Origin of the sequence: Pseudomonas triticicola, from assembly GCF_019145375.1 — a bacterium.
Taxonomy (GTDB): domain Bacteria; phylum Pseudomonadota; class Gammaproteobacteria; order Pseudomonadales; family Pseudomonadaceae; genus Aquipseudomonas; species Aquipseudomonas triticicola.
This window is the reverse complement of sequence record NZ_JAHSTX010000001.1, coordinates 1789258-1814769: the sequence shown is the minus strand read 5'-3', so window position 1 is coordinate 1814769 and position 25512 is coordinate 1789258. Positions and strand designations below refer to the sequence as shown.

General features: G+C 59.4%; 23 protein-coding genes. 8 read left to right on the top strand and 15 right to left on the bottom strand.

Going from position 1 to position 25512, the window contains the following annotated elements:
- Window positions 1–116: 116 nt before the first annotated feature.
- The 4 genes from KVG85_RS08100 to KVG85_RS08085 all read right to left on the bottom strand — a co-directional run bounded on the left by KVG85_RS08100 (window position 117) and on the right by KVG85_RS08085 (window position 5122).
- Window positions 117–1268, bottom strand: coding sequence for an MFS transporter (locus tag KVG85_RS08100; protein ID WP_217863519.1), 1152 nt, complete (start codon window positions 1266–1268; stop codon window positions 117–119).
- Window positions 1269–1283: 15 nt separating this feature from the next.
- On the bottom strand, window positions 1284–2519 hold the full coding sequence (locus KVG85_RS08095) for an aromatic ring-hydroxylating oxygenase subunit alpha (protein WP_217863518.1): 1236 nt from the start codon (window positions 2517–2519) through the stop codon (window positions 1284–1286).
- 155 nt (window positions 2520–2674) lie between these two features.
- Window positions 2675–4021, bottom strand: coding sequence for an MmgE/PrpD family protein (locus tag KVG85_RS08090; protein ID WP_217863517.1), 1347 nt, complete (start codon window positions 4019–4021; stop codon window positions 2675–2677).
- Between the two features lie 141 nt (window positions 4022–4162).
- Complete coding sequence (locus KVG85_RS08085) at window positions 4163–5122, bottom strand: LysR family transcriptional regulator (protein WP_217863516.1); 960 nt, start codon at window positions 5120–5122, stop codon at window positions 4163–4165.
- A 369-nt stretch (window positions 5123–5491) separates the two neighbouring features.
- On the opposite strand from KVG85_RS08085, the gene KVG85_RS08080 reads away from it, so the two are divergent.
- The 7 genes from KVG85_RS08080 to KVG85_RS08050 all read left to right on the top strand — a co-directional run bounded on the left by KVG85_RS08080 (window position 5492) and on the right by KVG85_RS08050 (window position 13617).
- The gene (locus KVG85_RS08080) at window positions 5492–6526 is read left to right on the top strand and encodes a quaternary amine ABC transporter ATP-binding protein (RefSeq protein ID WP_122602017.1); all 1035 of its coding nucleotides are present in this window, start codon (window positions 5492–5494) and stop codon (window positions 6524–6526) included.
- A 51-nt stretch (window positions 6527–6577) separates the two neighbouring features.
- Window positions 6578–7531 carry a glycine betaine/L-proline ABC transporter permease ProW gene (proW, locus tag KVG85_RS08075; protein WP_122602016.1) on the top strand — a complete coding sequence of 318 codons (954 nt, stop codon included), beginning with the start codon at window positions 6578–6580 and terminating at the stop codon, window positions 7529–7531.
- A 72-nt stretch (window positions 7532–7603) separates the two neighbouring features.
- A complete protein-coding gene (proX, locus tag KVG85_RS08070) occupies window positions 7604–8584 on the top strand; it encodes a glycine betaine/L-proline ABC transporter substrate-binding protein ProX (RefSeq protein ID WP_437182196.1) in 981 nt (326 codons plus the stop codon).
- 87 nt (window positions 8585–8671) lie between these two features.
- Entirely contained in the window at window positions 8672–9733 is a 1062-nt protein-coding gene (locus KVG85_RS08065) for a GlxA family transcriptional regulator (RefSeq protein WP_217863514.1), read from the top strand.
- Window positions 9734–9857: 124 nt separating this feature from the next.
- Complete coding sequence (locus tag KVG85_RS08060) at window positions 9858–11174, top strand: NAD(P)/FAD-dependent oxidoreductase (protein WP_122602013.1); 1317 nt, start codon at window positions 9858–9860, stop codon at window positions 11172–11174.
- A 48-nt stretch (window positions 11175–11222) separates the two neighbouring features.
- Window positions 11223–12125, top strand: coding sequence for a dihydrodipicolinate synthase family protein (locus tag KVG85_RS08055; RefSeq protein WP_122610468.1), 903 nt, complete (start codon window positions 11223–11225; stop codon window positions 12123–12125).
- A 1-nt stretch (window position 12126) separates the two neighbouring features.
- Entirely contained in the window at window positions 12127–13617 is a 1491-nt protein-coding gene (locus KVG85_RS08050) for an aldehyde dehydrogenase (RefSeq protein ID WP_217863513.1), read from the top strand.
- Between the two features lie 67 nt (window positions 13618–13684).
- Here the strand turns inward: KVG85_RS08050 and KVG85_RS08045 are convergent, their stop codons facing one another.
- The 8 genes from KVG85_RS08045 to cyoA are packed head-to-tail and all read right to left on the bottom strand — an operon-like array spanning window position 13685 to window position 20667.
- Window positions 13685–14359, bottom strand: a complete 675-nt coding sequence (locus KVG85_RS08045) for a polysaccharide lyase family 7 protein (protein ID WP_217863512.1) — start codon at window positions 14357–14359, stop codon at window positions 13685–13687.
- 27 nt (window positions 14360–14386) lie between these two features.
- A complete protein-coding gene (locus tag KVG85_RS08040; protein WP_217863511.1) occupies window positions 14387–15571 on the bottom strand; it encodes an MFS transporter in 1185 nt (394 codons plus the stop codon).
- Complete coding sequence (locus KVG85_RS08035; RefSeq protein ID WP_166554697.1) at window positions 15568–15828, bottom strand: metallothionein; 261 nt, start codon at window positions 15826–15828, stop codon at window positions 15568–15570. Before KVG85_RS08035 ends, KVG85_RS08040 begins: the two co-directional genes overlap by 4 nt.
- The gene (cyoE, locus tag KVG85_RS08030) at window positions 15821–16846 is read right to left on the bottom strand and encodes a heme o synthase (RefSeq protein ID WP_217863510.1); all 1026 of its coding nucleotides are present in this window, start codon (window positions 16844–16846) and stop codon (window positions 15821–15823) included. Before cyoE ends, KVG85_RS08035 begins: the two co-directional genes overlap by 8 nt.
- Window positions 16804–17142 carry a cytochrome o ubiquinol oxidase subunit IV gene (gene cyoD, locus KVG85_RS08025; RefSeq protein WP_016774550.1) on the bottom strand — a complete coding sequence of 113 codons (339 nt, stop codon included), beginning with the start codon at window positions 17140–17142 and terminating at the stop codon, window positions 16804–16806. The genes cyoE and cyoD overlap by 43 nt, the downstream gene beginning before the upstream one ends.
- Before the next feature lies 1 nt (window position 17143).
- Window positions 17144–17758, bottom strand: coding sequence for a cytochrome o ubiquinol oxidase subunit III (locus KVG85_RS08020; RefSeq protein ID WP_039760281.1), 615 nt, complete (start codon window positions 17756–17758; stop codon window positions 17144–17146).
- 2 nt (window positions 17759–17760) lie between these two features.
- Complete coding sequence (gene cyoB, locus KVG85_RS08015; protein ID WP_039760284.1) at window positions 17761–19734, bottom strand: cytochrome o ubiquinol oxidase subunit I; 1974 nt, start codon at window positions 19732–19734, stop codon at window positions 17761–17763.
- 3 nt (window positions 19735–19737) lie between these two features.
- Window positions 19738–20667 carry a ubiquinol oxidase subunit II gene (gene cyoA, locus KVG85_RS08010; RefSeq protein WP_217863509.1) on the bottom strand — a complete coding sequence of 310 codons (930 nt, stop codon included), beginning with the start codon at window positions 20665–20667 and terminating at the stop codon, window positions 19738–19740.
- Between the two features lie 320 nt (window positions 20668–20987).
- Here cyoA and KVG85_RS08005 point away from each other — a divergent pair, with 320 nt between their 5' ends.
- Window positions 20988–21302 carry a hypothetical protein gene (locus KVG85_RS08005; protein WP_016774554.1) on the top strand — a complete coding sequence of 105 codons (315 nt, stop codon included), beginning with the start codon at window positions 20988–20990 and terminating at the stop codon, window positions 21300–21302.
- A gap of 185 nt (window positions 21303–21487) precedes the next feature.
- Here the strand turns inward: KVG85_RS08005 and KVG85_RS08000 are convergent, their stop codons facing one another.
- The 3 genes from KVG85_RS08000 to KVG85_RS07990 are packed head-to-tail and all read right to left on the bottom strand — an operon-like array spanning window position 21488 to window position 25502.
- Complete coding sequence (locus tag KVG85_RS08000) at window positions 21488–22966, bottom strand: family 16 glycosylhydrolase (protein ID WP_217863508.1); 1479 nt, start codon at window positions 22964–22966, stop codon at window positions 21488–21490.
- A 30-nt stretch (window positions 22967–22996) separates the two neighbouring features.
- The gene (gene galE / locus KVG85_RS07995) at window positions 22997–24052 is read right to left on the bottom strand and encodes a UDP-glucose 4-epimerase GalE (RefSeq protein ID WP_217863507.1); all 1056 of its coding nucleotides are present in this window, start codon (window positions 24050–24052) and stop codon (window positions 22997–22999) included.
- A 31-nt stretch (window positions 24053–24083) separates the two neighbouring features.
- Window positions 24084–25502 carry an oligosaccharide flippase family protein gene (locus KVG85_RS07990; protein WP_217863506.1) on the bottom strand — a complete coding sequence of 473 codons (1419 nt, stop codon included), beginning with the start codon at window positions 25500–25502 and terminating at the stop codon, window positions 24084–24086.
- Between the last annotated feature and the right edge of the window lie 10 nt (window positions 25503–25512).

Genomic DNA, 25512 nt, shown 5'->3' with positions numbered 1-25512 from the left:
CGTCTATGACCAGACGCGCGCTTGCAAGAGCGCGCGGGATTCTACGGCCTGCTCAGGATTTGCCAATAGCTGAAGGCTGCGACGTTAGGACGCAGGCCCTTTAGCGTTGGCCGCGTTCAGGCTTTGAGCAACCTCGCGGCACAGCTGACAAACAGCAACAGCACGACCACGCCACCCAAAGCGATCGTCAACGAGCTGAAATGGGCGATCATGCCTATGAACGCCGGCCCCATCAGAATCCCGGCATAGCCCATGGAAATGATAGCTGGAATAGCGGTGCGCTGCGGCATGCGCTGTTGCCGACCTGCGGCGCTGAACAACACCGGAACGATGTTCGAACATCCGGCGCCGACCAGCGCATAGCCCAGCAATGACGCCGGCCAGCCATCGAACACCAGCGAAATCAGCATGCCGACTGCCGCGCAGATACCGCCGAGCGTCACTACACGAATGCCGCCCAGTCGGCTGACAAGCGCGTCGCCGGTCAGCCGTCCAAGCGTCATGGCTGCGGCGAAACAGGCGTAGCCCAATCCTGCGTAGCTCGATGGCATATCGCGTTGCGAGGCAAGAAACACCGCGCTCCAGTCCAGCATTGCGCCTTCGGTCAGGAACACGATGAAGCAGAGGACACCCAGCAACAGGACGATTCCGCGCGGAACCGCGAAGATCGGGCCGTCGCGCTCGGTGCCGTAAGGCAAGAGGTTAGGTGCAGCCTTATATAGCGAGGCGAGAATGATCGCCACCAGACACAGCACCGATGGCAGCGGTTCGAGCCCAAGACTGAGCATCGCCGTCATCGCCCCGGCACCGGCGATCCCGCCCACGCTATAGAGCCCGTGGAAACCCGATTGCAGGGTTTCGCCGCTATTCTTTTCGACGATGATCGACTGGATATTGATCGCGCAATCGAGCATGCCCATGCTGGCGCCGAACAACAGCACCGTGAGGGCGAGCCCGGGCAGCCACGTCAAATGGCTCAACATCGGCAGCATCGCACACAGGACCAGAGTTGAGGCGATGATCACCGGGCGGCAGCCAAAACGTGCGGTCAGGTATCCGGCGAACGGCATGGCCACGATCGAGCCGATGCCAAAGCCCAGCAACAACAGGCCCAGGCCACCTTCGTCCAGCCCGGTGCGCGCTTTCACCAGCGGAACCAGCGGCGCCCAGGCCGACATGACAATGCCGGTGATCAGGAAAATGATCCGGGTGGATGCGCGTTCGCCGTAGTTTTCCCGAATCGTCAATGATGATGTGCAACCGGTCATGGACAGAAGTACCTATCAACCAACCGACTTCAACGGAATCGGTCCTTTGAGCCGATCCATCATCGTCGCGCAATACCAGTCATCGAACTGACAGACGCCGGTCTCGGCGGTTTCCGAATACGGGCCGGGCTCGTAGGACGGCGAAGTCACACCGCGTTGGGTGCCTTCAACCAGCGTGCGGTCCTGATCATTGGTGGCAATCCACACTTTGGTCAAGCGCTCGATGTCGTAATCCACGCTTTCCACTGCTGTGTTGGGCACCAGCCATTTGGTGGTCACCAGTGTTTCGGTAGCGCTGATCGGCAGCACGCGGAAACTCAGCGCATGGTCGCCGAGGAAGTGGTTCCAGGTGGACGGGTAGTGGAAGTACAACAGCGCGCCGATGTCCGCTTCGGAAGTTTTGTCGAGGCGGCCGTTGACGGCTGGCTTGCCGTCCATGGTGTAGCTGACGGCGCCTGATGAAAGCGGGATGCGGGTCATGCGGAACTGGCCATTGATGTCCATCACCAGGCGGCTGGGCAATCCGGCCTTTTCGCATTTGGCCCAGTATGCCGATAGCTCGGGATCGTCTTCGCCGCTGACGCCACCGACTGAAAGGTTATCGACAAACGAATGCAGCAGTTCCGGGTGTGAGCCGTCGCAGTGGTAGCACTCGCGATTGTTTTCGAAGACCAGTTTCCAATTGCCTTTCTCGACGATGTTCGACTCGAACGCGACTTTGCAGTCTTCAAGAAAATGCGGCGCGATGAACGGGCTGACAGCCTTGCGGAAACCCTCAAAGTCCGGCGCCTTGGCAGCCACGCAGACATAAATGTAGGTATCGACGATCTCGCAGTGCACGCTTTTCAGGTTGTATTGCGATTTGTCGAAATCCTGGCCCATGTTGCCGGCGAACAACAGGTTGCCGTCCAGCTCATAAGTCCACTTGTGATACGGGCAGACCATCTTCGCCACTTTGCCATGGTCAGCATCGCAGATTTTCGCGCCACGGTGCCGGCACGCATTGTGGAAGGCCCGAACCTCACCATCCTTGCCGCGAACGACAGCCACCGGGTAGTCGCCAATCTGCAGCGTGAAATATTGCCCCGGCTTGGTGATTTCAAAGGTGTGGCCGGCGAAGATCCAGTCCTTGTGCCAGATCTGCTCAAGATCCTGACGGTATACGTCCTCACTGCGATAAAGCGCGCCCGGCAGCGAATGCCACGGTTTGCGTTGTGCGATCAGGTCATAAACGCTTTGCTTGTTGTTCATTGTTATCCTCCCAGGACTTCGATCTTGAGCGGTCACCTTTAACCGTGACTTTCTAAATAAGCGAACGATAAGCCCCAGCCTATCCGGCACAGAACAAACGTCACAACCGACATTTGCTGCGGGCAATTAATGATTTGCGGTTATCGATGGCCGGTTCACGGCGAGGCCGGCACCCGTTGAAAAACCGCTTGCAGTGCAGTGATGGCGCAGTCGGCCTGAGCGATGTTTCTGATTGCCATCTTCACAGCTGTACTGCGTTCAAGGCCGAGACCCTGAGCGAACAGATCGAACTTTTGCTCCAGCTCTTCAAGGCTCAGAGGCGTCTGCGGATCGCCGCGCGCGGCGGTGATCGGGCTCACCAGTACTTCGCCACTCTTCAGAGTAATGCTCAATCGGGAGAGGATTTCCTCGGGGAATCTGGCCGAGATATCGGCGGCTTCGACGATTTCGATGCGGGCGCTGAGGGCCAGGATATCCGGCGCAGTAATCGCCATACCGGTGACTTCCTCTGGCCCGACCTTGCCCCTGACAAGCAGCGCTGCGAGTGGAAACGCCAAGGCGTATTGCGCTTGATCGGCGTCCTTCGGTGAATGTCCCTGCAGGCACATCGACTCATAGAACGTTTCCACACGTATGGTTTGGATCGAATCGGCAGCGAGCAACGGATGTTGTCGTTGCAGCTCAAGCATTGCGGTCAGCGCCGGTTGCGCCCAGCGGCAGACGGGCCAGGGTTTGAAGTACTGACTGTCGATTTCCCAACGCTGACCGAGGTCGCACCAATGCTCTGAAACGGCGATGTCTTCGACTGTTTCCGCTGGCGCGCCGGTAATGCCTTCCAAGGCCATGAACAAAGCGTTCAGACCGGTGAATGCACCCGCACCATGAGCATCACGCAGCATCGTCGGCGCTTGCACCACGCGCATCATCGGGCAGCGCGCGCTGAAGTATTCGGCAATGCCCAAGGCGTGGCGGAACGTTGTCTCATCCAGACGTAACAATCGCGCGCCAGCGCAGACCACGCCCAGGGCTGAAAAGCCACCGGAAGCGTGATACGTAGGTGAGGTCGCCATCAATGCCGAACCTGCGCGCAACGCGGTTTCGTAACCAATGCATAAAGCGCTCAGCAGATCATGCCCGCTAATGGACTGGCCCTGATGATGCAGTGCATCGGCGAGGGCGAGCACGGCGGGTACCACGGTCGCCCCCGCGTGGCCCTTGGATTTGAAATGGCCTTCATGGGCGTCGAGGCTGTCGGCGCTGAAGCCGCCGGCCCACGCTGCGCCGAGCACGTTGACGCGTTGCCCGGAGAAAATCAGGCGACTGCTGTAGAGACCGGCCGGATAGTGCCGTTCGGCAAACCGGCGCATCGCGACACTGGTGTCGTTGCTCGCCGCGCCGGCCATGACACCGATAATGTCCAGCAGACCGTTTTGTACGATCGCGCGGGTTTTCTGCGGAGCATCGAGAAAATCAAAATCGCGAGAAAATTCGAAGAGTGACATGCAACAAGCCCTTCCTGTGTGTTGAGCGCGACCGTGCTTGGTCGGCGTCGCTCAACAATGGGTCAGGGACGGCGAGCTGCTCCAGCGACATTTTCGTCGGGCTATTGATAACCAAAACGACCGACGCTGACGCAGAGCAGATCAACGGCGGGGAAACTTCCCCAGAATCCATTCACGAAAGCGCTGCAATTCGTCTTCATTGTCCGAATTTTCGCGGCAGCTCAAGTAGTGCCAACTGTTGCGCAGCTGTACCTGCTGCTCGATCGGTCGCACCAGCAAGCCTCGCTGCACCAGCGACGTGACCAGGTGATTCCAGCCCAGAGCGATGCCTTGATGAGTCAGCACCATGCTGATCAGCAGGTTGTAGTCGTTGGCGTTGAAAATCTGTGGACTGTTGGCCGGGCGGTCGTCGATATCGATTGCCTGAAACGCCAGCCACACGCCCCAGTCGACGTGTTCGGCGACTTGCGAGCGGCCGTAAGGGCTGAGGTTGAGCAACGCAGAATCGCGCACCCCTTCAATCGTGGAAATTTCCGGATGCTGCTGCAGATACTGCGGCGTGCACACCGGGTAGATCACGTCGTGGCAAAGCGGATAGCTTCTATAGCCTTCGCGGATGCGCGAAATCTTGGTGATGAAGATATCCGGCTGCACGCCGGGTTCCATGGTCAGAAAGTTCTGCGTGGTGATCAGGTTCAGTTCAATGTCAGGACACTGAGCGAAGAACTCCTGCAGGTGATCTGATAACCACAGCGCGGAAAAGGCCGGGGAGCAGCAGACGGTCAGTACTTTCTTGCTCGACTGGCTGTTGCGAATGCGTTCGGCGGCCTGGGCGATGTTGACGAAAGACAGTTGCGCGGCATCAAAGAACACCGCACCGGCGGCGGTCAGTTCTACCGCACGACCCACCCGGGTAAACAGTTGTGCGCCCAGGTAGCTTTCCAGCTCGCGGATCTGCCGGCTGATCGCCGCTTGCGAAACGCACAACGCCTCGGCGGCACGGGTGAAACTTTCGTATTTGGCGGCGGCGACAAATGCCTTCACAGCCCTCAAGGACGGCATTTTCAGCAGGATGGTGTCAGGGTCGACATGCTTGCTCATTCGTACACTCTCCTAACGATACAGCTCCCCAACGAAGCGCGTGGAGGGTAACGGAACGCTCCTCGCAGGGCCACGCCAGCGTCGCTTTGGGAATAGACCCGGTCGCTCATGGTGCGAAGGCGAACGGTCAGCCATGCCCGAGCCCGCAACCGATAACCCGACGTTATCAAATTGTCCCTGTAAATGTAGTTGGATTAAGTGCGGTGATGCTAATAGATTTGCAACATCCCCTCTTTCCTGGGCACCCAAAAATAATAAAAGGAAACCCGTCGTGAAAACATTCATTGATTACCGCTGCCGTTCAAAAACAGTTTCGCTCGATTGCTTGTTGTTTAAAGCGATCGAAGTGCAACACGAAGGAGGCATGGTATGACAAGTTCCGACGAGATCATCTGCGTAAAGAATGTTTTCAAAGTCTTCGGCAGCCAGCCAGCGCTGGCCATGAAGATGATTGAAGAGGGCGCCTCGAAAGCTGAAGTATTCAAAAAGACCGGTCAGGCGATTGGTGTATTCGATGCCAACTTTTCCGTTCGCCGAGGCGAAATCTTTGTGATCATGGGTTTGTCCGGCTCCGGCAAATCGACCATGGTCCGCTTGTTCAACCGGTTGATCGAACCGACCTCCGGCAAGATCTTTCTCAACGGCAAGGAAATCACCGGTCTGGGCGACAAGGATCTGTTGCAAGTGCGGCGCAAGGACATGGGCATGGTCTTCCAGTCGTTCGCCCTGATGCCGCACATGAGCGTCATCGACAACGTCAGCTTCGGTCTGGAAATCAGCGGTGTCAGCGAGAAAGAACGCTACTGCCGCGCCATGGGCGCCCTCGAGCAGGTCGGACTTTCCGGCCAGGAATTCAGCTTCCCGCATCAACTCTCCGGCGGCATGCAGCAGCGCGTTGGGCTTGCCCGCGCCCTGGCCAACGACCCCGCCATTCTGCTGATGGACGAAGCTTTCTCCGCACTCGACCCGATGATCCGCAGCGAGATGCAAGGCGAGCTGATCAAACTTCAGGCCGAGCAGGATCGCACGATCATTTTCATCTCCCACGACATTGAAGAAGCGGTACGCATCGGCCATCGCATCGCGATCATGGAAGGCGGGCGCGTGGTTCAGATCGGCACGCCGCGTGAACTGCTGTGCAACCCGGTGAATAAATATGTGCGCGACTTCTTCAATGGTTTCGACACCAGTCGAATATTGAAGGCCGGGGATATCGCCCAGCAGGATTCGAATGTTGTTTATCTGCCGGGCAGTCAAGTAACGATCAAGGCTGAGGCCTCATTACGAGACATCTTTCATATTGTTGCCGCGTCGGCAACTCCAATGCCGGTGGTCGATGAAGTTGGACTTTATAAAGGTTCGATTTCCCAAGGACACTTACTGAGCTGCCTAAGTAACAGCTGAACTCCGAACAGTCAGAATTGATAAAGCAGTTTCTGCGGGCGAGGTAGCACCATGTCAGATTTCAATATCCTGGATCCTTTCCAGAGCATCAACATTCCTTTGGGTTCGTGGGTCGAAACCGCGCTCAAATATCTGGTCAGCAACTTCCGTGAAGTGTTCCGCTCGATTCGCTGGCCGGTCGACCAGGTCCTGGATGGCGTGCAGTGGAGCCTGCTGTCGGTACCTCCCACCGTCTTCATCATCATTGCCGGTCTGATCAGTTGGCAGATCGGCGGTAGACGCATCGCCATTTTCAGTGTCGCCACGCTCACCGGCCTCGGCCTGATCGGCGTGTGGAACGACGCGATGGTCACCCTGGCTCTGGTGCTGACGTCGCTATTGTTCTGCGCGGTCATCGGCATCCCGCTGGGCATCTTCTGTGCGCGCAGTGACCGCACGGAAATGATCATCCGCCCGGTGCTGGACGCCATGCAGACGCTGCCAGCGTTTGTCTATCTGGTGCCGGTCGTCATGCTCTTCGGCATCGGCAACGTACCCGGGGTGATCGTCACCATCATCTTTTCCGTCGCGCCGCTGGTGCGGCTGACCAACCTCGGCATCCGTCAGGTGCCCGCCGACAAGGTCGAGGCGGCGCGGGCGTTCGGCTGCACGGCCACGCAGATGCTGCTGAAGGTGCAATTGCCGCTGGCAGCGCCAACGATGATGGCCGGGCTCAATCAGACCTTGATGTTGTCGCTGTCGATGGTAGTGGTTGCCTCGATGATCTCGGTGGGTGGTCTCGGTCTGATGGTGTTGAGCGGCATCGGCCGCCTCGACATGGGCCTGGCCAGTGTCGGCGGCGCCGGTCTGGTGTTGCTGGCGGTGTTTCTCGACCGATTGACCCAGGCCATGGGCGAACGCAGCAGCGATCTGGCTACCGGTCAGCGCTGGTATGACACCGGCCCGGTAGGGCTGCTGATGAAACTGAAAAAAAAGAAAACCGTTGCACGTCCCGTGACCAACTGAATTTGCCTGCTCACCCATAAACACTTTCAAGCGTGGTGAAACATGAAACTGACAACTTTCAAGAAAGGCCTGATGGCTTCGTTGTTCGGCACTCTGTTGTGCTCGACAGTCTACGCAGCCGATGCCAACAAACCGGGCGCCGGTGTGTCGATCACGCCGATTTTCCCGAGCATCGCCGAAGAGCGTTTTCGCGGTGAAGTGGTGATCGCCGGTCTCAAGGAATTGGGCTACGACGTGAAAGCGCCAAAAGAGGTCGACTACCCGGCGATGTTTCTCGCGCTGTCCTACGGCGATGCGGATTTCACCGTGCATGAATGGGAAATGCTGCACCAGGCGTTTTATGAAAAGGCCGGTGGCGACGACGTGATGGTCAAGGTCGGGCAGGTCATGAAAGGCGTGCTGCAAGGCTACATGATCGACAAGAAAACCGCCGAGGCTTACCAGATCAAGGACCTGTCCGATCTGAAAAAGCCAGAGATCGCCAAACTGTTCGACAGCAACGGCGATGGCAAGGCCGACCTGACCGGCTGCAACCCGGGCTGGGGCTGCGAAATCATGATCGAACATCACATGAAGGCCTATGGTCTCGGTCCGACCGTGGTGGATAACCGCGGCTCGTATTTCGCCTTGATGGCCGACACCATCACGCGCTTTCAACAGGGTAAACCAGTGCTGTTCTTCACTTGGGTACCGCAGTGGATTGCCGGCGTGCTGGTGGAAGGACGCGATGTGGTCTGGTTGCCAGTGCCGTTCACCTCGCTGCCAGATGGCAAGGAAAGCAAAGACACCTTCCATGACGGCAAGAACCTTGGTTTCCCGGTAGACACAGTCAATGCCGTGATGAACAAGGAATTCGCCGAGAAGAACCCGGTGGCGCGCAAATTCCTCTCCGAGGTCAGCATTCCGACCAGCGCGGAAAGCGAACAGAACCTGCGCATGCAAAAGGGTGAAAAATCCCTCGCCGACATCAAGCGTCACGCCGCTGAATGGATCAAGGCCAATCAGCAGGCTTATGACGGTTGGTTGAGCGACGCACGCGCGGCGGCGAAGTAATCGGTTCGAGTGCACTTGGCGACGGCTCAGCCCGTCGCCAACGTTGCGGTCGCAGGTGTCAGTGAACGGCAAGTGAGTGAGGCGAAGATGGAAACCTTTCAGAGTCCGTTGAAGCAGCAGAACATCGGCTTTCGCCAGTCCGCGTCGGTGGCCGGACAGGCCCGGGTGGTGCGAGTGGCCTTCGTGCTGCTCGAGCATTTCTCCCTGACGACCCTGTCCACGGCAATGGACGCGCTGGCTACCGGCAACCTCATCAACGGCGAAACGCTGTACACCGTCTCGATCTGGTCGCTCAAGGGCGGACGTGTCGAAAGCGATATTGGCGTGCCTGTCGATTCGCAACGACTGGTCGCAGAGGGCTTCAACCATGACGCGCTGATTGTGATGGGCGGTCAGCGCGTCCGCCTGGCGCCGCAACCGCTGTTGCGCCGGGTGCTGAAGAAAACCGCTGGCAAGGGCATCGTTGCCGGCTGCTGGAATGCGGCGTTCCATCTGGCTGATGCAGGTTTGCTCGGCGCTGAGGAATTCGCCTGTCACCGCGACAGCTGCGGTTTGCTCAGCGAATACTTCCCGCAGTTGAAAGCCTCCAGCCGTGAATTCATCGTCGCTCAGCGCCGAGCCACTTGTGCCAACGCTCATGCGGCACTGGATATGACCCTGGCGATCATGCAAGAACTGGGTTCGCACAACGATGCGGCGCTGCTCGATGAAATCAAACGGGTCCATCAGCCGGCACATGGCAAACCTGCGGGAGCTGCCGACGGTGTTCGGCCTGCAGCGATTCCCAAGCCGCTGAACATCGCCATCGACCTGATGGAAAACAACATCGAGGAACCGATGGAAATCGATGCCATCGCCAGTCACGTCGGAGTGTCGCGCCGACAATTGGAACGCCGGTTCGCGCGCTATCTGAACGCTGCGCCCAATCGCTATTACCTGGAGTTGCGCCTGACCCGCGCACGGCAATTGATCGTGCAAAGTGATCGCTCGATGACAGACGTGGCACTGGCGACCGGATTTGTCAGTTATCCGCACTTCTACAAGCGCTTCAAGGATCTGTTCGGCTTACCGCCGATGACGTTCAGGGATTACCACTACGCCAGCGACTCTGCCAGCAACGGGCGCTATGCCTTAGCCGCCAGCTACTGAATCAGCCGCGCGAACTGACTGTTTGCGCCAGTCACGGTTTTACCAGTTTCGGATCAACGCCACTGCGTGCGTTCGCTTTGTGCCGCGTGCGTTTTGCAACTTCAACGATTAACGGTTCAACACTATGAAAGTCAGTTCATTACCCGCCGATGATGACAGTTGTGGCTGGTTTCATCTGAGCAAACCGCGTAGCCCCGAGCCTGCGCACCGTGGGCAGCGCTCGGCGCGGTGGGTGATCATCGGCGCCGGTTTCACCGGACTCGCCTGTGCGCGGCAACTGGCGTTGAATTTTCCCGATGACGAAGTAGTACTGGTCGAAGCACAGGAGGTTGGATTAGGGCCTTCGGGGCGCAATGCCGGTTTCGCGATTGACCTGCCGCACGATATCGGCGCCGACGATTACATCGGTGACATTGCACTGGCGCGCACCAGTCTGAAACTCAATCTGGCCGGTCAGTCGATCCTGCGTGATCTGGTCGATCAGTACCGCATCGACTGTCAGATGAAGGCGTGCGGCAAATATCAGGCTGCCGTGGAGAATCGCGGTATCGCCGTGCTCGATGCCTATCGTCGCGGTCTGGAGAAACTCGATCAGCCGTTTCAAATGATCGACGCCGATGAGTTGCCTGAACATCTGGGCACGCATTTCTACCGCAAGGCATTGTTCACGCCGGGCGCGGTGTTGCTGCAGCCATCCGGGCTGGTCAAAGGCCTGGCCGACAATCTGCCTGCCAACGTCACGCTGTATGAGCGCACGCCGATTCTCGAAGTCGAGTACGGCGCCAAGACGGTTCTTAAACATGCCCACGGCAGCATCACGGCCGACAAACTGATTCTGGCGAACAATTCCTTCGGCATGCGTTTCGGTTTCCTCCAAGGGCGCATGTTGCCGATCTACACCTACGCCAGCATCACCCGGCCGCTGACCGATGAAGAGCAGGCGCGCCTCGGTGGCAAACCGTTCTGGGGCGCCATTCCCGCTGATCCGTTCGGCACCACGGTGCGCCGCACGCCAGACAACCGCTTGCTGATCCGCAACAGCTTCACCTTTAACCCCGATGGTCGCAGCAACCGCAAATACAACGAGCGTTTCGTGCGCCGGCACAAGGCGTCGTTCGACCAGCGTTTCCCGATGCTGCCCAACGTCACGTTCGACTACACCTGGGGCGGCGCGCTGGCGATGTCGCGCAATCACAACGGCTTTTTCGGTGAGCTGGCGCCCAACGTCTACGGCGCGCTGGGCTGCAACGGCCTCGGTGTCACTCGCGGCACTGTCACTGGCAAGTTGCTGGCCGACTGGCTGGCCGGGCAACGCGACGGGCTGATCGATTTCCTCCTGCAAACCCCCGGTCCCAACAGCAACCCGCCAGAACCGTTCCTATCGCTGGGGGTGAACATGAACCTCAAGTGGGGGCAGTACCGCGCCGGCAGAGAAAGCTGAATTACCTGAAGCCCGAAATCCTGAATATTGAACCCTGGAGAAAACCCGATGAACTTTGATGGAATCTTTACCCCGGCCATTACCCCGTTGTCCGCCGATGGCCAGATCGACTATGCGGCGTTCTCCGAAGTAATCGAATACCTGATCGAGTCCGGGGTGCACGGCATCGTGATCGGCGGTTCGACCGGCGAGTATTACGCGCACACCGCAGAGGAGCGGGTCGCCGTGGCCCAGCGCGCGAAAGAGGTCATTCGCGGGCGCTTGCCACTGGTGGTTGGCACTGGCGGCATTCGTACCGAAGATTCGGTGTACTTCGCCGAGAAGGCCAAGGCACTGCAAGCAGACGCGATTCTGGTCGGCTCGCCGCCGTATGCCTTGCCGACGCAGAAAGAGATCGCCGCCCACGTGCTCGCTGTGGACAAGGCCGCCGGTCTGCCGATCATGCTTTACAACTATCCGTCGCGGATGGGCGTAGCGATGGGCGATGAATTCTTCGCTGCCATTGCCGATTGCAAGAACATCGCCGCGATCAAGGAAAGTTCGGGCGAGACCGCCCGGCTGCATCGTCTGGCTCACTCGCACCCGCAGATCCAGTTGTCCTGCGGCTGGGATGATCAGGCGCTGGAGTTCTTTGCCTGGGGCGCACGCAGCTGGGTCTGCGCTGGTTCCAACTTCATCCCGCGTGAACACATTGCGCTGTACGAAGCCTGCGTACTGGAGAAGAACTTCGACAAGGGCCGGCGGATCATGTCGGCGATGTTGCCGCTGATGGACGTCCTCGAGAGCGGCAAGTTCGTGCAGTCGATCAAGCATGGCAGCGAACTCAGCGGCCTGCGTGCCGGCGGTGTACGCGCACCATTGCAAGCGCTGGAGCCCGCCGAGAAAGAGCAACTGAAAAACGTCATCGAAACCCTGCAGAAGAACGTCGCGCGCATTGTCGAGGAGGCTTGAAATGGCAGATCTGCTGAGTAAAGAGCAATACCGTGAACTGGCGGGGCAGCTGGAATTTCGCCATCAGGCTTTTATCAATGGGCGTTTTTGCCCGGCAAAGTCCGGCAAGACGTTCACCACGACCAATCCGGCCACCGAGCAGGTGCTGACCGAGATTACCGCGTGTGATGCCGACGATATCGATCAGGCCGTTGCAGCAGCGAAAGCAGCGTTTGATGACGGCCGCTGGCAGTCACTCGCACCGTCGGCGCGCAAGTCGGTGTTGCTGCGCTTTGCCCAATTGCTGGAAGACAACGCTCATGAACTGGCGGTGCTGGAAAGCCTGGACAGTGGCAAGCCAATTCGTGAGTGCCAGACCATCGACGTGCCGGAAACCATCCATACCCTGCGCTGGCACGCCGAGCTGATCGACAAGATTTACGACGCCACGGCGCCGGTCGGTTCCGGCGCGGTGACCATGGTCGTGCGCGAGCCGATCGGCGTGGTCGGGCTGGTGTTGCCATGGAATTTCCCGCTGCTGATGCTCGCCTGGAAGATCGGCCCGTCACTGGCCGCAGGCTGTTCGATCGTGGTCAAACCGGCCAAGGAAACCACGCTGAGCACCTTGCGTGTCGCCGAACTGGCGCATCAGGCGGGTATTCCTGCCGGTGTGTTCAATGTCGTGCCCGGCGGCGGCAAGGAGGCGGGCGAGCCGCTGGGGCGTCATCCCGATGTGGCAATGGTCAGCTTCACCGGCTCGACCGACACCGGCCGGCTGTTCCTCAAATACTCCAGCGAATCCAACCTGAAACGCATCGTGCTCGAGTGCGGCGGCAAGAACCCGGCGGTGGTCATGAACGATGTCGAAGACATCGATGTGGTCGCGCAGCATGTGGTCAATGGCGCGTTCTGGAACATGGGCGAGAACTGCTCGGCCTCATCGCGCCTGATCGTCCACGCCGACATCAAGGACGAACTCTTGCAGCGCGTTCAGGCGCACCTCGGCGACTGGAAAATGGGTGACCCGCTGGACCCGGAGAACCGTTTGGGCTCGATGATCAGCAAGGCACATTTCGACAAGGTGCGTTCGTATCTTGATCTCGCTCGAGATGAAAACCTGAGTGTGTTGGTGGGCGGTCAGACCCGCAACGATATCTTCGTCGAGCCGACCATCGTCGATGGGGTCAGCCGCAATAGTCGCCTGTTCCAGGAGGAAATCTTTGGCCCGGTGCTGAGCGTCACGACCTTCCAGACAGTCGATGAAGCCATCGCTCTGGCCAACGACACCGCCTATGGCCTGGCCGCTTCGGCCTACACCGGCAACCTGCGCAACGCGCTGAAGTTGTCACGCGGCATTCGCGCGGGGATCGTCACGGTCAACTGCTTCGGCGAAGGCGATGCCTCGACGCCGTTCGGCGGTTACAAGGAATCGGGATTCGGTGGACGTGACAAGTCGATCTGGGCGCACGACCAATACACTGAACTGAAAACCATCTGGATCGACGCGTCGTAGTTGGCGTCTGGACCTGCACAAGGGCCTGCCAGCGAAAGCTGACGCAGGCCCTTGCTCGTTTCAGCGCCTAAGTATGCGAAATCAACAGATCACTGATGATGCAGATCGAGCCATCCTCCGGCGGCGTGGCGTCGGTGTAGTCGATCTGGTTGTAGACCCCGCCGTGGAAATTGAATACCTGCGAATTCCAGGTTGAGTCGAGCTGCAAGTCACCTGATGTGCCGACCACGCCGTTGTAGTCGACAGTGACTCGAGCCACGCCGGCAGAGTTGGCGCGAATGGTGATCTTGAACTTCGCCCCCAACGGTACGCCCTTGAGCACCGTGGTGTTGACCGGGGTGGGCTGGTTGAAGCTCTGGCGGAAGCCCATGGTGATGTTGCCTTTCTGCCAGAACACCTTGATGGCCGGGCTGTCGTCGTTTTTCACATGCATCTGCGAGATAACGACTTTCTGCGCAGAGTTGACCTTGGTCACGGTCATTTCCTGATAGTTGAGGTGGTCAGCGGCACTGGCCAGCGGCCAATAGAAGGATTCTTTCCATTCACAGCGCGTGCGGTGGGTGCTTTTGCTCGAAGCGCCTTTGGTCGGCGCGGACAGTTGCAGCGATCCATCCGGCAACACCGTGACGATGCTGGGGAACTGCGCAATGGCCTCGGCGCCGTTGAGCTCAAGTGCGACCGGATTGGTTGCCGAAACGGCCACCGGGGTGGACAGGGTGAGATTGCTGATGTTTACGGCCATGGTTTGTACTCCTGACGATAAAAATCATTAGCGACCCAAGCCTTCGGTGGATTGGCACATCTGTCCGCGCGGACTTTCACCATCTCTTGGGCACAGCACCATGGCGGCGCAAGCGGCCGCCGCGAAAACACACAGGGCAAAGGTCACGCCCGTTGCCTCCAGCACTGCGCCGAAAATCGGCGTGCCGGCGGTTTGGCCGAGTGCCAGGAGCAGAAACGGTATGCCCAGCCCCAAGTCCGGACGATCCGGAAACAGGCGGATGCCTTGCAGCAGATAAACGCCTGAAGAAACGATATAGGCCGCGCCAAACAGGCACATTGCGACGAGGCCAGACCCGGCTGATATCGAGGCGGCCGACAGGCCCAATGTCCCGAGGGCGATCCCAGCCAGTGCCAGATGCTGAATACGCACGACACCGAATCGGCCGGTGAACACGCCCGTCATGCATCCGCTGATTCCCGCCGCACCCAGGACTATCCACGCCCATGCTATCGACTGATCTGAGAATCCGGCCTCGCTGCGCAGGATATCGGCACCGAATGTCCAGATCGCCGTGCTCGCCAACCCCATCAGGAAAGCGCTGGCGCACAAAGGCAGTACGCCGGGTCGACGCAGCATTGCCAGCGAGAAGTTCTGCGCGACGTCACGCTCGACCCGGCGCGGTACCGCAAACCAGAGCCAGATCGTGACGCCGATGCCGATCAAAGCAAACAGGGCATACAGCTGGCGCCATTGCCCGGCCGCCAATATCGCCGCCAAACCGGAAAAAACGATGCCCGCCGCTGTCCCGGCATTGATAAAACCATTGGCCCGTGGGCGATCCGCATCATCAAGACGCGCTGCCACCGCACTGGCCAATGGCGGCGAAGTCAGGCCCGTGCTCAATCCCGCCAGCGCCACACCGCAGCCCAACGTCAGCCCCGACGAAGCGACAACCACCAGTCCCATGCCCAGCGTCGCCGCTGCACCGGCCATTACCACTAACCCGCGCGGACTAACCTTGCCGTTGCAGATAAACGTCGCAATGATGCCCACACAGTAAGCGGCAAAAGCGCTGCCTCCGATCCATCCGGCAGCGGTCACGCTGAGCGCCAGATCCTGACGGATCTGTGGCAGCAGCAGTCCATAGGCGAAGCGCGCGAGGCCATAGGACAAAGCCGTCAGCGCGAAGGCTGCCGCGACCAGATTGAGGCTGCGCCGGTCAAGACTCACGGGGAAATCGGATCGCTGGCGGGAAAGGTTTCCTCGACCGCCTGATCCAGTTTCGAGTCACTGACATTGCGCTCATCGGCCCCAAGGTTCTGCTCGCAATGGCAGGCCGAGGAAGGGCACGGTTGGCCCTTCGGGTGAAGATCCGCGCAGGCCTGACTGCAAAACTGCTTGCCGTCACGCTCGAAGGTTTGCTCGCCGCTGCATTTGCAGGTGCAGCCCGGGCAGGCGCAATCAATTGTTGAAGGATCGTTAGCCATGGGTTTCCTCCAGGTGGTCTGTAAAGGCAGTCGTTACCGATTCTGATAACCCGCCCCGCACCTGCGTTTGATGATTTTCCCCCACGCCCGATGAGTGGTAGAGCGCAGAGGGCGAGGGCAGTACGGCGTTCAACGCGAGGGAAAGATTCAGCGCCAGGATCAGCAGGATCGATACGCTGAAAATGCGCCGCGCCCAGACTTTCGCATTGGTGGTTCGCACCGGTCGCAACGTCAGATAAAACCAGTAGCCGCCCAGGCCAAGTACCACCAGCGGATAAGAAACATTGATAGCCGCAACCCAGCCCAATATCGCCGCGCTGATCAGGAACGCGACCATGTACAGGTTGATCTCGCGTCGTGCCTGTCTGAGCGTCAAGGTTGGCAATCCGGCGGCACGAAAGTCTTCATGGCGCATGACGGTGATCGCGTGGGAGTGGGGCATCTGCCAGCAGCAAAACACCACGATGAGCATCAGCGCCGTGGCATCGAAGCTGCCGGTCACGGCGCAATAACCGACCACCGGCGGCATGGCCCCGGACAGGCTGCCGACCAGCGTGCCCCAGTGCGAACGGCGTTTCATCAGGCAGGTATAAACGCCCGCATAAACGATCAGACCGACTGCCGCCATGGCGCAGGCCAGTGCTGTGGTGCCGAGCCACAGCAAACCGAAGCCGATCACACCCAGCACCGTCGCGTAGCAAAACGCACTGGGCAACGACACAGCGCGAACGGCCAGCGCCCGATGACAGGTGCGCACCATGCGCCGGTCGATATCGCGGTCGACGCAGTTGTTGATCACGCAACCGCAAGCGATGACCAGCGCGGTGCCGAGCAGGGCGGCCAATAAATGCGCCAGGGACACCGGGCGGCCACCGGCGGCAAGCAGATAGCCGCCGAACACCGAAGCCAGATTGCCGACGATGATGCCGGGCTTGGTCAGTTCCAGCCCGACATTCAGCGACAGCCGCCATTGCTTCAGTGCGCCAGCATGTTGTGGTGAATGCTGTCCATGATCCATAGCGAAAGCCCAACCAGCAGAAGAATGATCACCACCGAGAAGATCAGCGCTCTGAGGTTCCAGCGTTGCTCCTTGGCGGTGTCCAGATGCAGGAAATATTTCAGGTGGGCGAAGACCTGCACTACGCCAAGTGCGACCACCACCCACGCGGTGACGCTGCGTGGCAACGTCGGGTACATGACCAGGCCAAAGGGAATCACCGTCAGAATCACCGAAATGATGAAACCGACCATGTATGAACGACTGGTGCCATGGCTGGTGCCGGCACTGCTATGAATCGGGCTCTGGTTATACATGTCACACCACCCCCAGCAGATAAACCACGGTAAATACGCAGATCCACACCACATCGAGAAAGTGCCAGAACAGACTCAGGCAACTCAGGCGCGTGGTGTTGGTATTGGTCAGGCCCCGGCTGCGCACTTGCAGCATCAACACCGCCATCCACACCAGACCACTGAGCACGTGCGCGCCGTGGGTGCCGACGAGAGTGAAGAACGCGGTGAGGAAACCGCTGCGATCCGGCCCGTAGCCTTCTGCGATCAGATGATGGAATTCATTGATTTCCATGGCGATGAAGCCGCAACCCAGCACGAAGGTGACGCCGAGCCAGCGCAGCACATGGGCTTTGTCATTGCGGTTCATCGCCAGCATCGCGTAGCCGTAAGTGATGCTGCTGAGCAGCAGCAACGCGGTTTCGGCAAGGACGTAGGGCAGTTCGAAAATGTCGACGGTCGAGGGCCCGCCAGCCACGCTGTCACGCAGTACCGCATAGCCTGCGAACAGCGTCGCAAACAGGATGCAGTCGGTCATCAGGTAGATCCAGAAACCGAAAATGCGCATCGAGCCCGCGTCTTCATGGCCATGCTCATGGCTGTGCGCGATGTCTTTATCCAGAACGATATTGGACATGTTCAAGCCTCCGCCAAGTCTTTGAGACGCGCTTTTTCAATCCGCGCCACTTCCTGCGCCGGGACGAAATAGTCGATGTCTTCGTCATAGCTGCGCACGATCATTGCCACCACCGAAGCGACCAGGCCGAAGATCGCCAGCCACCAGATATGCCACACCAGGGCGAAGCTGCAGATCAGCGCGAAGACACTGATCACCAGGCCGGCGGAGGTGTTGCGCGGCATATGGATGGCGCGGTAGTCGGTGTGGCTGAGGGTGCTGACGCCGCGCTCCTTCATGCCCCAATAGGCGTCGAGGTCGTTGACTTTCGGTTGCTCGGCGAAGTTATAGAACGGTGGCGGCGAGGCCGTGGCCCATTCCAGCGTACGGCCGTCCCACGGGTCGCCGGTGAGGTCGCGCAGTTTCGCGCGGTTGCGGATACTCACGTAGAGCTGCAACGCCTGCGCGGACACACCGCAGAGAATAATGCCGACGCCAAACAGTTCCAGCAGCAGCCACGGTTGCCAGGCCGGGTTGTCGAAATGGTTCAGGCGCCGGGTCATGCCCATGAAACCCAGCACGTAAGACGGCATGAACGCGAAGTAGAAACCGACCAGCCAGCACCAGAACGCGATGCGCCCAAGGCGGTCGTTGAGGCGGAAGCCGAACGCCTTGGGGAACCAGTAGGTCAGCCCGGCCATGTAGCCGAACACCGCGCCACCGATGATCACGTTATGGAAGTGCGCGATCAGGAACAGGCTGTTGTGCAGCAGGAAGTCGGCCCCGGGCACCGCCAGCAGCACGCCGGTCATGCCGCCGATACTGAACGTGACGATAAAGCCCAGCGTCCACAGCATCGGCGTTTCGAAGCGCACGCGGCCGCGATACATGGTGAACAGCCAGGTGAAGATCTTCACCCCGGTCGGCACTGCAATGATCATCGTCATGATGCCGAAGAACGCGTTGACGTTGGCCCCCGCGCCCATGGTGAAGAAGTGGTGCAGCCAGACGATGAACGACAGGATCGTGATCGCAATCGTCGCCCACACCAGCGAGACATAGCCGAACAGGCGCTTGCTGCTGAAGGTCGCGGCGATCTCCGAGAAGATCCCGAACGCCGGCAGGATCAGGATGTACACCTCCGGATGGCCCCACGCCCAGATGAGGTTGACGTACATCATCGGGTTGCCGCCGGCCTCGTTGGTGAAGAAGTGCATGCCCAGATAACGATCGAGGGTCAGCATCAACAGGGTGGCGGTAAGGATCGGGAACGCAGCGAGAATCAGGATCGAGGTGCACAGTGCGTTCCAGGTGAACACCGGCATCTTGAAGAGGGTCATGCCTTCGGTGCGCATCTTGAGGATGGTCACGAAGAAGTTAACCCCGGTTAACAGCGTCCCTATGCCGGATATCTGTAATGACCAGATGTAGTAATCCACCCCGACCCCGGGGCTGTAGCCAAGCTCGGACAGGGGCGGGTAAGCGACCCAACCGGTGCGGGCAAACTCACCAACGCCCAGCGAGATGTTCACCAGTGCCGCGCCAACCACGAACAGCCAGAAACTCAGCGCGTTGAGGAACGGGTAGGCGACGTCGCGGGCGCCGATCTGCAGAGGCACGACGATGTTCATCAGGCCGACCACGAACGGCATGGCCATGAAGAAAATCATGATCACGCCGTGGGCAGTGAAGATTTGGTCGTAGTGTTCCGGCGGCAGATAACCCGGCCCGCCACTGGATGCCATCGCCTGTTGGGTACGCATCATGATCGCGTCGGAGAAACCGCGCAGCAGCATGACCAGCGCGACGATGATGTACATGCAGCCGATTTTCTTGTGATCCACCGAAGTGAACCACTCGCGCCACAGGTAGCCCCACTTGCGCTTCCAGGTGACGGTACCGACCAGGGCAAAACCCATCAGGCCGACGATAGCCAGGGTGTACATGACAATCGGCTCGTGCAATGGAACCGCGTCCCATGAAAGTTTCCCGAACATGATTTAACGCTCCTCGGCCAGCAGACTTGGTTGTTGATTGACGCGCACATCGTCGCTGTTGCGTTGCACCTGGGTTTCCTTTTTGCGCGGTGCTTTGTTCATTCCTTCGTACTTGTCGACGATGTCGAGAAACAGTCGCTCCTGCACAGCCGAGTAATAAGTGATCTTGTGCGCCACTGAAGGCTTGGCCAACTCGGCATAACTGGCTTGATCAAGTTGCCCGGGCGCCGCTTTGACTTTGTTGACCCACGCCTCGTAATCAGCGCCACTGAGTGCCAGGGTGCTGAAGTGCATGTCGGAAAAACCGTGGCCGTTATAGTTAGCAGCAATCCCGCGATACTGGCCGATTTCATTGGCGATCAAATGCAACTTGGTCTGCATGCCGGCCATGGCATATATCTGCCCACCGAGTGCCGGAATAAAGAATGAAGTCATGGCCGCGTCGGAAGTGACGGTAAAACTTACCGGCGTATTCACCGGTATCGCCAGTTCATTGACCGAGGCAATGCCCAGATCGGGATAAATGAACAGCCATTTCCAGTCCGTTGCCACCACTTGCACATTGAGGTGCGGCACGTCGGAATCCAGCGGGCGATAGGGATCGAGTGCGTGGGTGGTTTCCGAGGTCACCCAGCCGAGTACGCAAATAATCAGGAACGGCACGCCCCAGACCACCGCTTCGATCTTGTGCGAACTGGCCCAACGCGGCGAATAACGGGCCTTCTTGTTGGTCGCGCGGTAGCGATAGGCGAACAGGAAGGTCATGACGATGACCGGGATCACCACCAACAGCATCAGGCCCGTGGCGAGAATGATCAGGTCGCGTTCATCTCGGGCAACATCGCCCTTGGGGTTGAACACCACCAGATTGCAACCGGCGAGCAGAACGCTGGTAGCGAGATAGACCAGGCAATAGCTGATTGTTCGCTTCATACATGCTCCTGTTCTTTATATCGATCCTTGTTTTCTTCGGGCAACAGTTGGCCATGGACAGAAAACCCTGTTTCTGTACCGGCTAATCACGCTGGGCTGAATAACGAGTTGTACTTGAGCTCGCCTGGGCCTCGAACTTTTTGAATGAGCATTCCGGCGTTGGTTTTACAGAATGTTACGCAAGCTGACGAACGGTTGAACTAGCGAAACGGCGGGCGCGAATCAACGCGCTATGCTGAAAATGCCTCTTGGCAATCCGTGGAATTATTCCGCCAAAGGAAAGATCTTTGACGTGAGCGAGTTGAGTTCAGGAGTACGACATGTTCAAACGCGGCGAAACCTACAACAAATGGAAGGCGACGGAAAAGGCGGAAAAGTGCCATACCGAAGAGGTTGAAAACGGCTGTCATATCGAGGTACGGGCACGGGAAGCCGATGATGGCGACGTCGAAATGTTCATCAGCGTTTACACCGCGACCGGCGAATGCGCTTACGAACGCATCAGGAAATTGCCCGGCGTGGAATGGGAAGTCGAGGACGCGCTCAAACGTGGCATCGATCAGGCAGAACGAATTGCCGGCGGCGAGTCCGGACGATTGTCCTGTGCCGATGCGCACGGTCACGAGAATGAGTGACCGTGTGCAACGCTCAGGTGGCTTGGCGCGCTTCAACCTTTCCGAGCGGTTTCGGGGGTTGCGGGTATCGAGGGGGAGGGATGGCGCTGGAGGAAGGCGAGATCGTGCGGGGCGGCACGCCGCAGGAGCTGCACGCAGGCCAGGGGGGAGATGCAGGCGCTGGTCTGTAACCGCTGAGCGCTGCCTTATTGCTCTGAGCGCGTCCAGACCCTGACGTAATCGATGCGAAACACCGACGGCAGATCAGCATCGTCGACCACGCCGAACCAGTCCCACATCGCTTCGCTGTCGAAGACGATTTGCATCGGGAAATGCCAGTAGCTGTTTTTCGCCTCTCGCACCAGTACGCCGTCGACGTACCAGCGCAAAGTCTCGGGTTGCCAGTCAAAGCCGTAGACATGAAAGGTATTGGCCAGCCGCCAGGGTGCGATCCAGGTGCTGCCGGAGCTGAGGTGTTGATCATTCTGCGGTCTGGCCCAGACATGCGCGTTCATGTTGTACCGGCGATCAAAGGCTTCGTTGCGGGTCTTGCCGCCGATTTCGAAGATATCGATTTCCGTGGCGTTGTCCGGCAGCCCCGTCCAGGCCAGCCAGAAGGCACTGGAACCGGCAGAGTTCATCGGTTTCGCCCGGGCTTCGTAATAGCCGTACATCCCCCGTTCGTTGGTGCGCACCATCGCCGAGCTGTAATCCTTATAGCCCAGTGCGACGTATTTTTCCGGCAAGGTCTGCTTGCGGAAAGTGATGTTCAGATTGCCGTTGCCGAGCTTGGCGTTCTCCGGCAAAAACAGCGCCGGTTTGCGCCCGAGGGAATCGGTGCCGGTGGCGTTGTTGACGTGCCAGCGTTCGGCATCGAGGGCGCTGCCGTTGAATTCGTCGGACAGCCGCGTATCGAGTTTCCAGCCGCCGGCATTGGCCTGGTCCGATAACGGCAGGTCGGGCGTAACGTGCGTCGGGGTCGGGCCTAATGGGCCGACGCGAGTCCAGGCATCGGCCTGCTGCGGAATGGCGACCGCCCATTTCTGCGCCAGATACTCGAACACGTTACGGCGTTCGTCCTGGTTGCTGAATGGGCGGTCATAAACCAGTACTTCGGCGATGTCACCGCGGAGGATTTCCGAGGTGCCCACCACATTGCGCGCCACCGCGAACGGGCCGATCGGTACGTCAGTGGTTTCCAGCAAGGCCAGCGCCGGTTCATAGGCTGTGGTCTGCTGCACACTGATGCCGAAATTCGGCGCGACGTTATCGTTATCCGCCAGTTGCGGCCGTGAGCTGAACAGTCGCTGCCAAGCCTTGCCGCCTGCCTGCTCGGGCAAGCGCCTCGAGACGACGAACACCGTCACCGGGCCTTTGCTTGTGCGAATCGCCTGGCCCATGAACGCCGCCGTGCCGCTGAAACGCACTACGCCGTGGCCGTTGAGGGCGTTGTCGACGCGCGTGGGCAATGTCGTCGCCGCGCGATTGTCGACGACCACGTCATTGCCCTTGCCGGATTTATCCAGCCAGCGCACGACCTGGTTTTGCCCCTCCAGTGTCATCGAGGCCGGATCATTGCCGTCCAGCCACAGCACCAGTCCGTCAGCCACCGGTCGCGGAATATTGGCGCTGACGCCAGCGCTCAGCAGCAGCAAAACCAACAGCAAGCAGCGTGATCTGTTCATGAGTCGTCCCTAACGTGGATTTACCCCGGTTCAAGTGCCCACCGCCAGCAGCGGCACTGGTTGCGGGCGGTAGCCCCAAGGGTTGTGGGTCTGCCAGCGCCAGCTGTCGATGAGCATTTGCGTCAGCTCGCGTTGTGCGCGCCAGCCCAGTTCGCGCCCGGCCTTGCTCACATCGGCGCGGCACTCGGCGACATCACCAGCGCGGCGTGGGGCGAAGCGGTAAGGAATGCGCAGGCCGGTGACGTCTTCGAAAGCGCTGATGATCTGCAACACGCTATAGCCGCTGCCGGTGCCGAGATTCCACACGTGCAGGCCATGCTCATCACCGTGCAAAACCTGTAGCGCCTTGAGATGACCTTCGGCCAGATCCAGCACATGGATGTAGTCGCGAATACAGGTGCCGTCGACGGTTGGATAGTCGTTGCCATACACGGTCAACGCAGCGCGCTGGCCGCTGGCAACCTCGGTCAGGCACGGCAGCAGATTGTTAGGTCGACCATTGGGCGCTTCACCGATCAATCCGCTTTGGTGCGCGCCTATAGGATTGAAGTAGCGCAGCACGGCCATGTTCCAGCGCGCGTCGGCGGCGGCGAGGTCGCTGAGCAGTTCTTCGATCATCAGCTTGGAACGCCCGTAGGGATTGGCCGGTTTGCCGGTGCCGTGGTCTTCGACGATGGGCATGCTGGCCGGCTCACCGTACACGGTGGCTGATGAGCTAAACACCAGATTGAACACATGGGCGCGGGCCATGGCCTGACACAGATTCAGCGTGCCGACTACATTGTTGGCGTAGTAATCCATTGGCCGCCGCACGCTCTGCGCAACGGCTTTGAGCCCGGCGAAATGCAGCACCGCGTCGATCGCGTAGGTGCTGAAAATCTCTTCCAGCAACGCAGCATCGCGGATATCACCTTCGATGAAATCGATGCTCGAATGACTCAACAGCTGCAGCCGGGCGATTGCCTCGCGGCTGCTGTTGCACAGGTTGTCGAGGATCAGTACCGAGTGTCCGGATTCGATCAGTTGCAATGCCGTGTGCGAACCGATGTAGCCGGCACCGCCCGTGATCAACGTGGTTTTGCGCATGACGACGTGCTCCATTGCGAGGAAATGCAGCTCAGCGGGCGGTAAACACCAACTTGAATTCTTGCGGCCAGCGCGGGTGCAGCAGGCTGTAGGCCAAGGCGTAGGTCAGCGCGCCGATGGCAATATCGCCGGCCAGGTGGGCGTAGCCGGACAGGCCGATTTGCCGCGACGACCACATCACCACGACGACCATCAGCAACGAGGCGAACAGGCTGCGGTAACTGGACTGGAAGAAGCTGCGCCAGTCATAACCGATGGCGACGTGCAGGCCGCGTACCTGCAACGGCGTGATCAGCAGCATGCGCAGCAGCAAAGCCAGCGCCGCCGCCATGCCGCCGTAGGTCGCGCCGAGCAGATACACCAGCGCCAGCGCGAGCAGGGTGGTGGCAACTTCGGCCTTGAGCGTCAGGTGCGTGCGATTGACCGCCACCAGCGCAGTGGTTGCATACAGCGCCAGATTGCCCAGCGCCGCCGTGCAGGCGAGCACTTGCAGCAAGGGAATCGCATCGGCCCATTTCGCGCCGAAGATCAGCAGGATGATGTCTTCGGCGGTCAGGGCGATACCGAAGAACAGCGGTGTCAGCACGAAACCGCTGATCGCCGTGGAATCGCCAATTACCCCGATCAGCCGCGCCGGTTCGCCACTCCGTCGAGCGAACACCGGCAGGGCGTAACTCATCAAGCCGTTGTATATCGCCGAGCGCGGCAGGTCGATGATGCGCATCGCCAGGTTGAACATGCCCACCGCGTGGGCCCCGGCAGTCAGGCCGAGAATCAGGTTGACGCCACGTTGCAGGGTTTGCGAACTCATCACGTTGACACAGACCGGGAGACCGGCGCGCAGCAATTCGCCCAGCACCTGGCGGTCGATAAGAAACGGAATGCGCCGACGCTCGCTGCGCATCAGTACCAGTGTGGAGATGCCGTCCATGATCAGCGCCTGAGCAACCACCGCCCACGGGCCGAAACCCAGCATCGCCACGGCCACACCGCCAACCCCGCCCGCGACTTTGCCGAGCAAGGTACGCGAGGCCAGCAACTTGAAATTGCCGCTGCGGCGCATCTGCGCCACATACACCCGCGCCATCAGGGTGAAAAGGATTTTCACCGAGGCCACGGCGGTCATCCAGCGCAGCGCGGTGGACGGCGTATACAGCACCACCGCCAGCGAAATCAACGCAATCGACAGCAGACTGACCAGCACGGCAAACCAGAACACGCTGCTGATGTGTTTGTCCTCGACACGTTGCAGGCGCACCAGCGGGTCTTCCAGCATCGACGAGAAGAGAATGCCGACCACTTCGACCACGGCGATGATCAGCGTGCCAATGCCCAGCTCCGTCGGCGTCAGCAGATGCGCGTAGACGACAAAGGTAATCATCGACAGGAAAATCAGGCCGAACTTCTCGGTGAAAATCCATACAAGTGTCATCAGGCGGCGGTTGGCCATGGCGCGATCC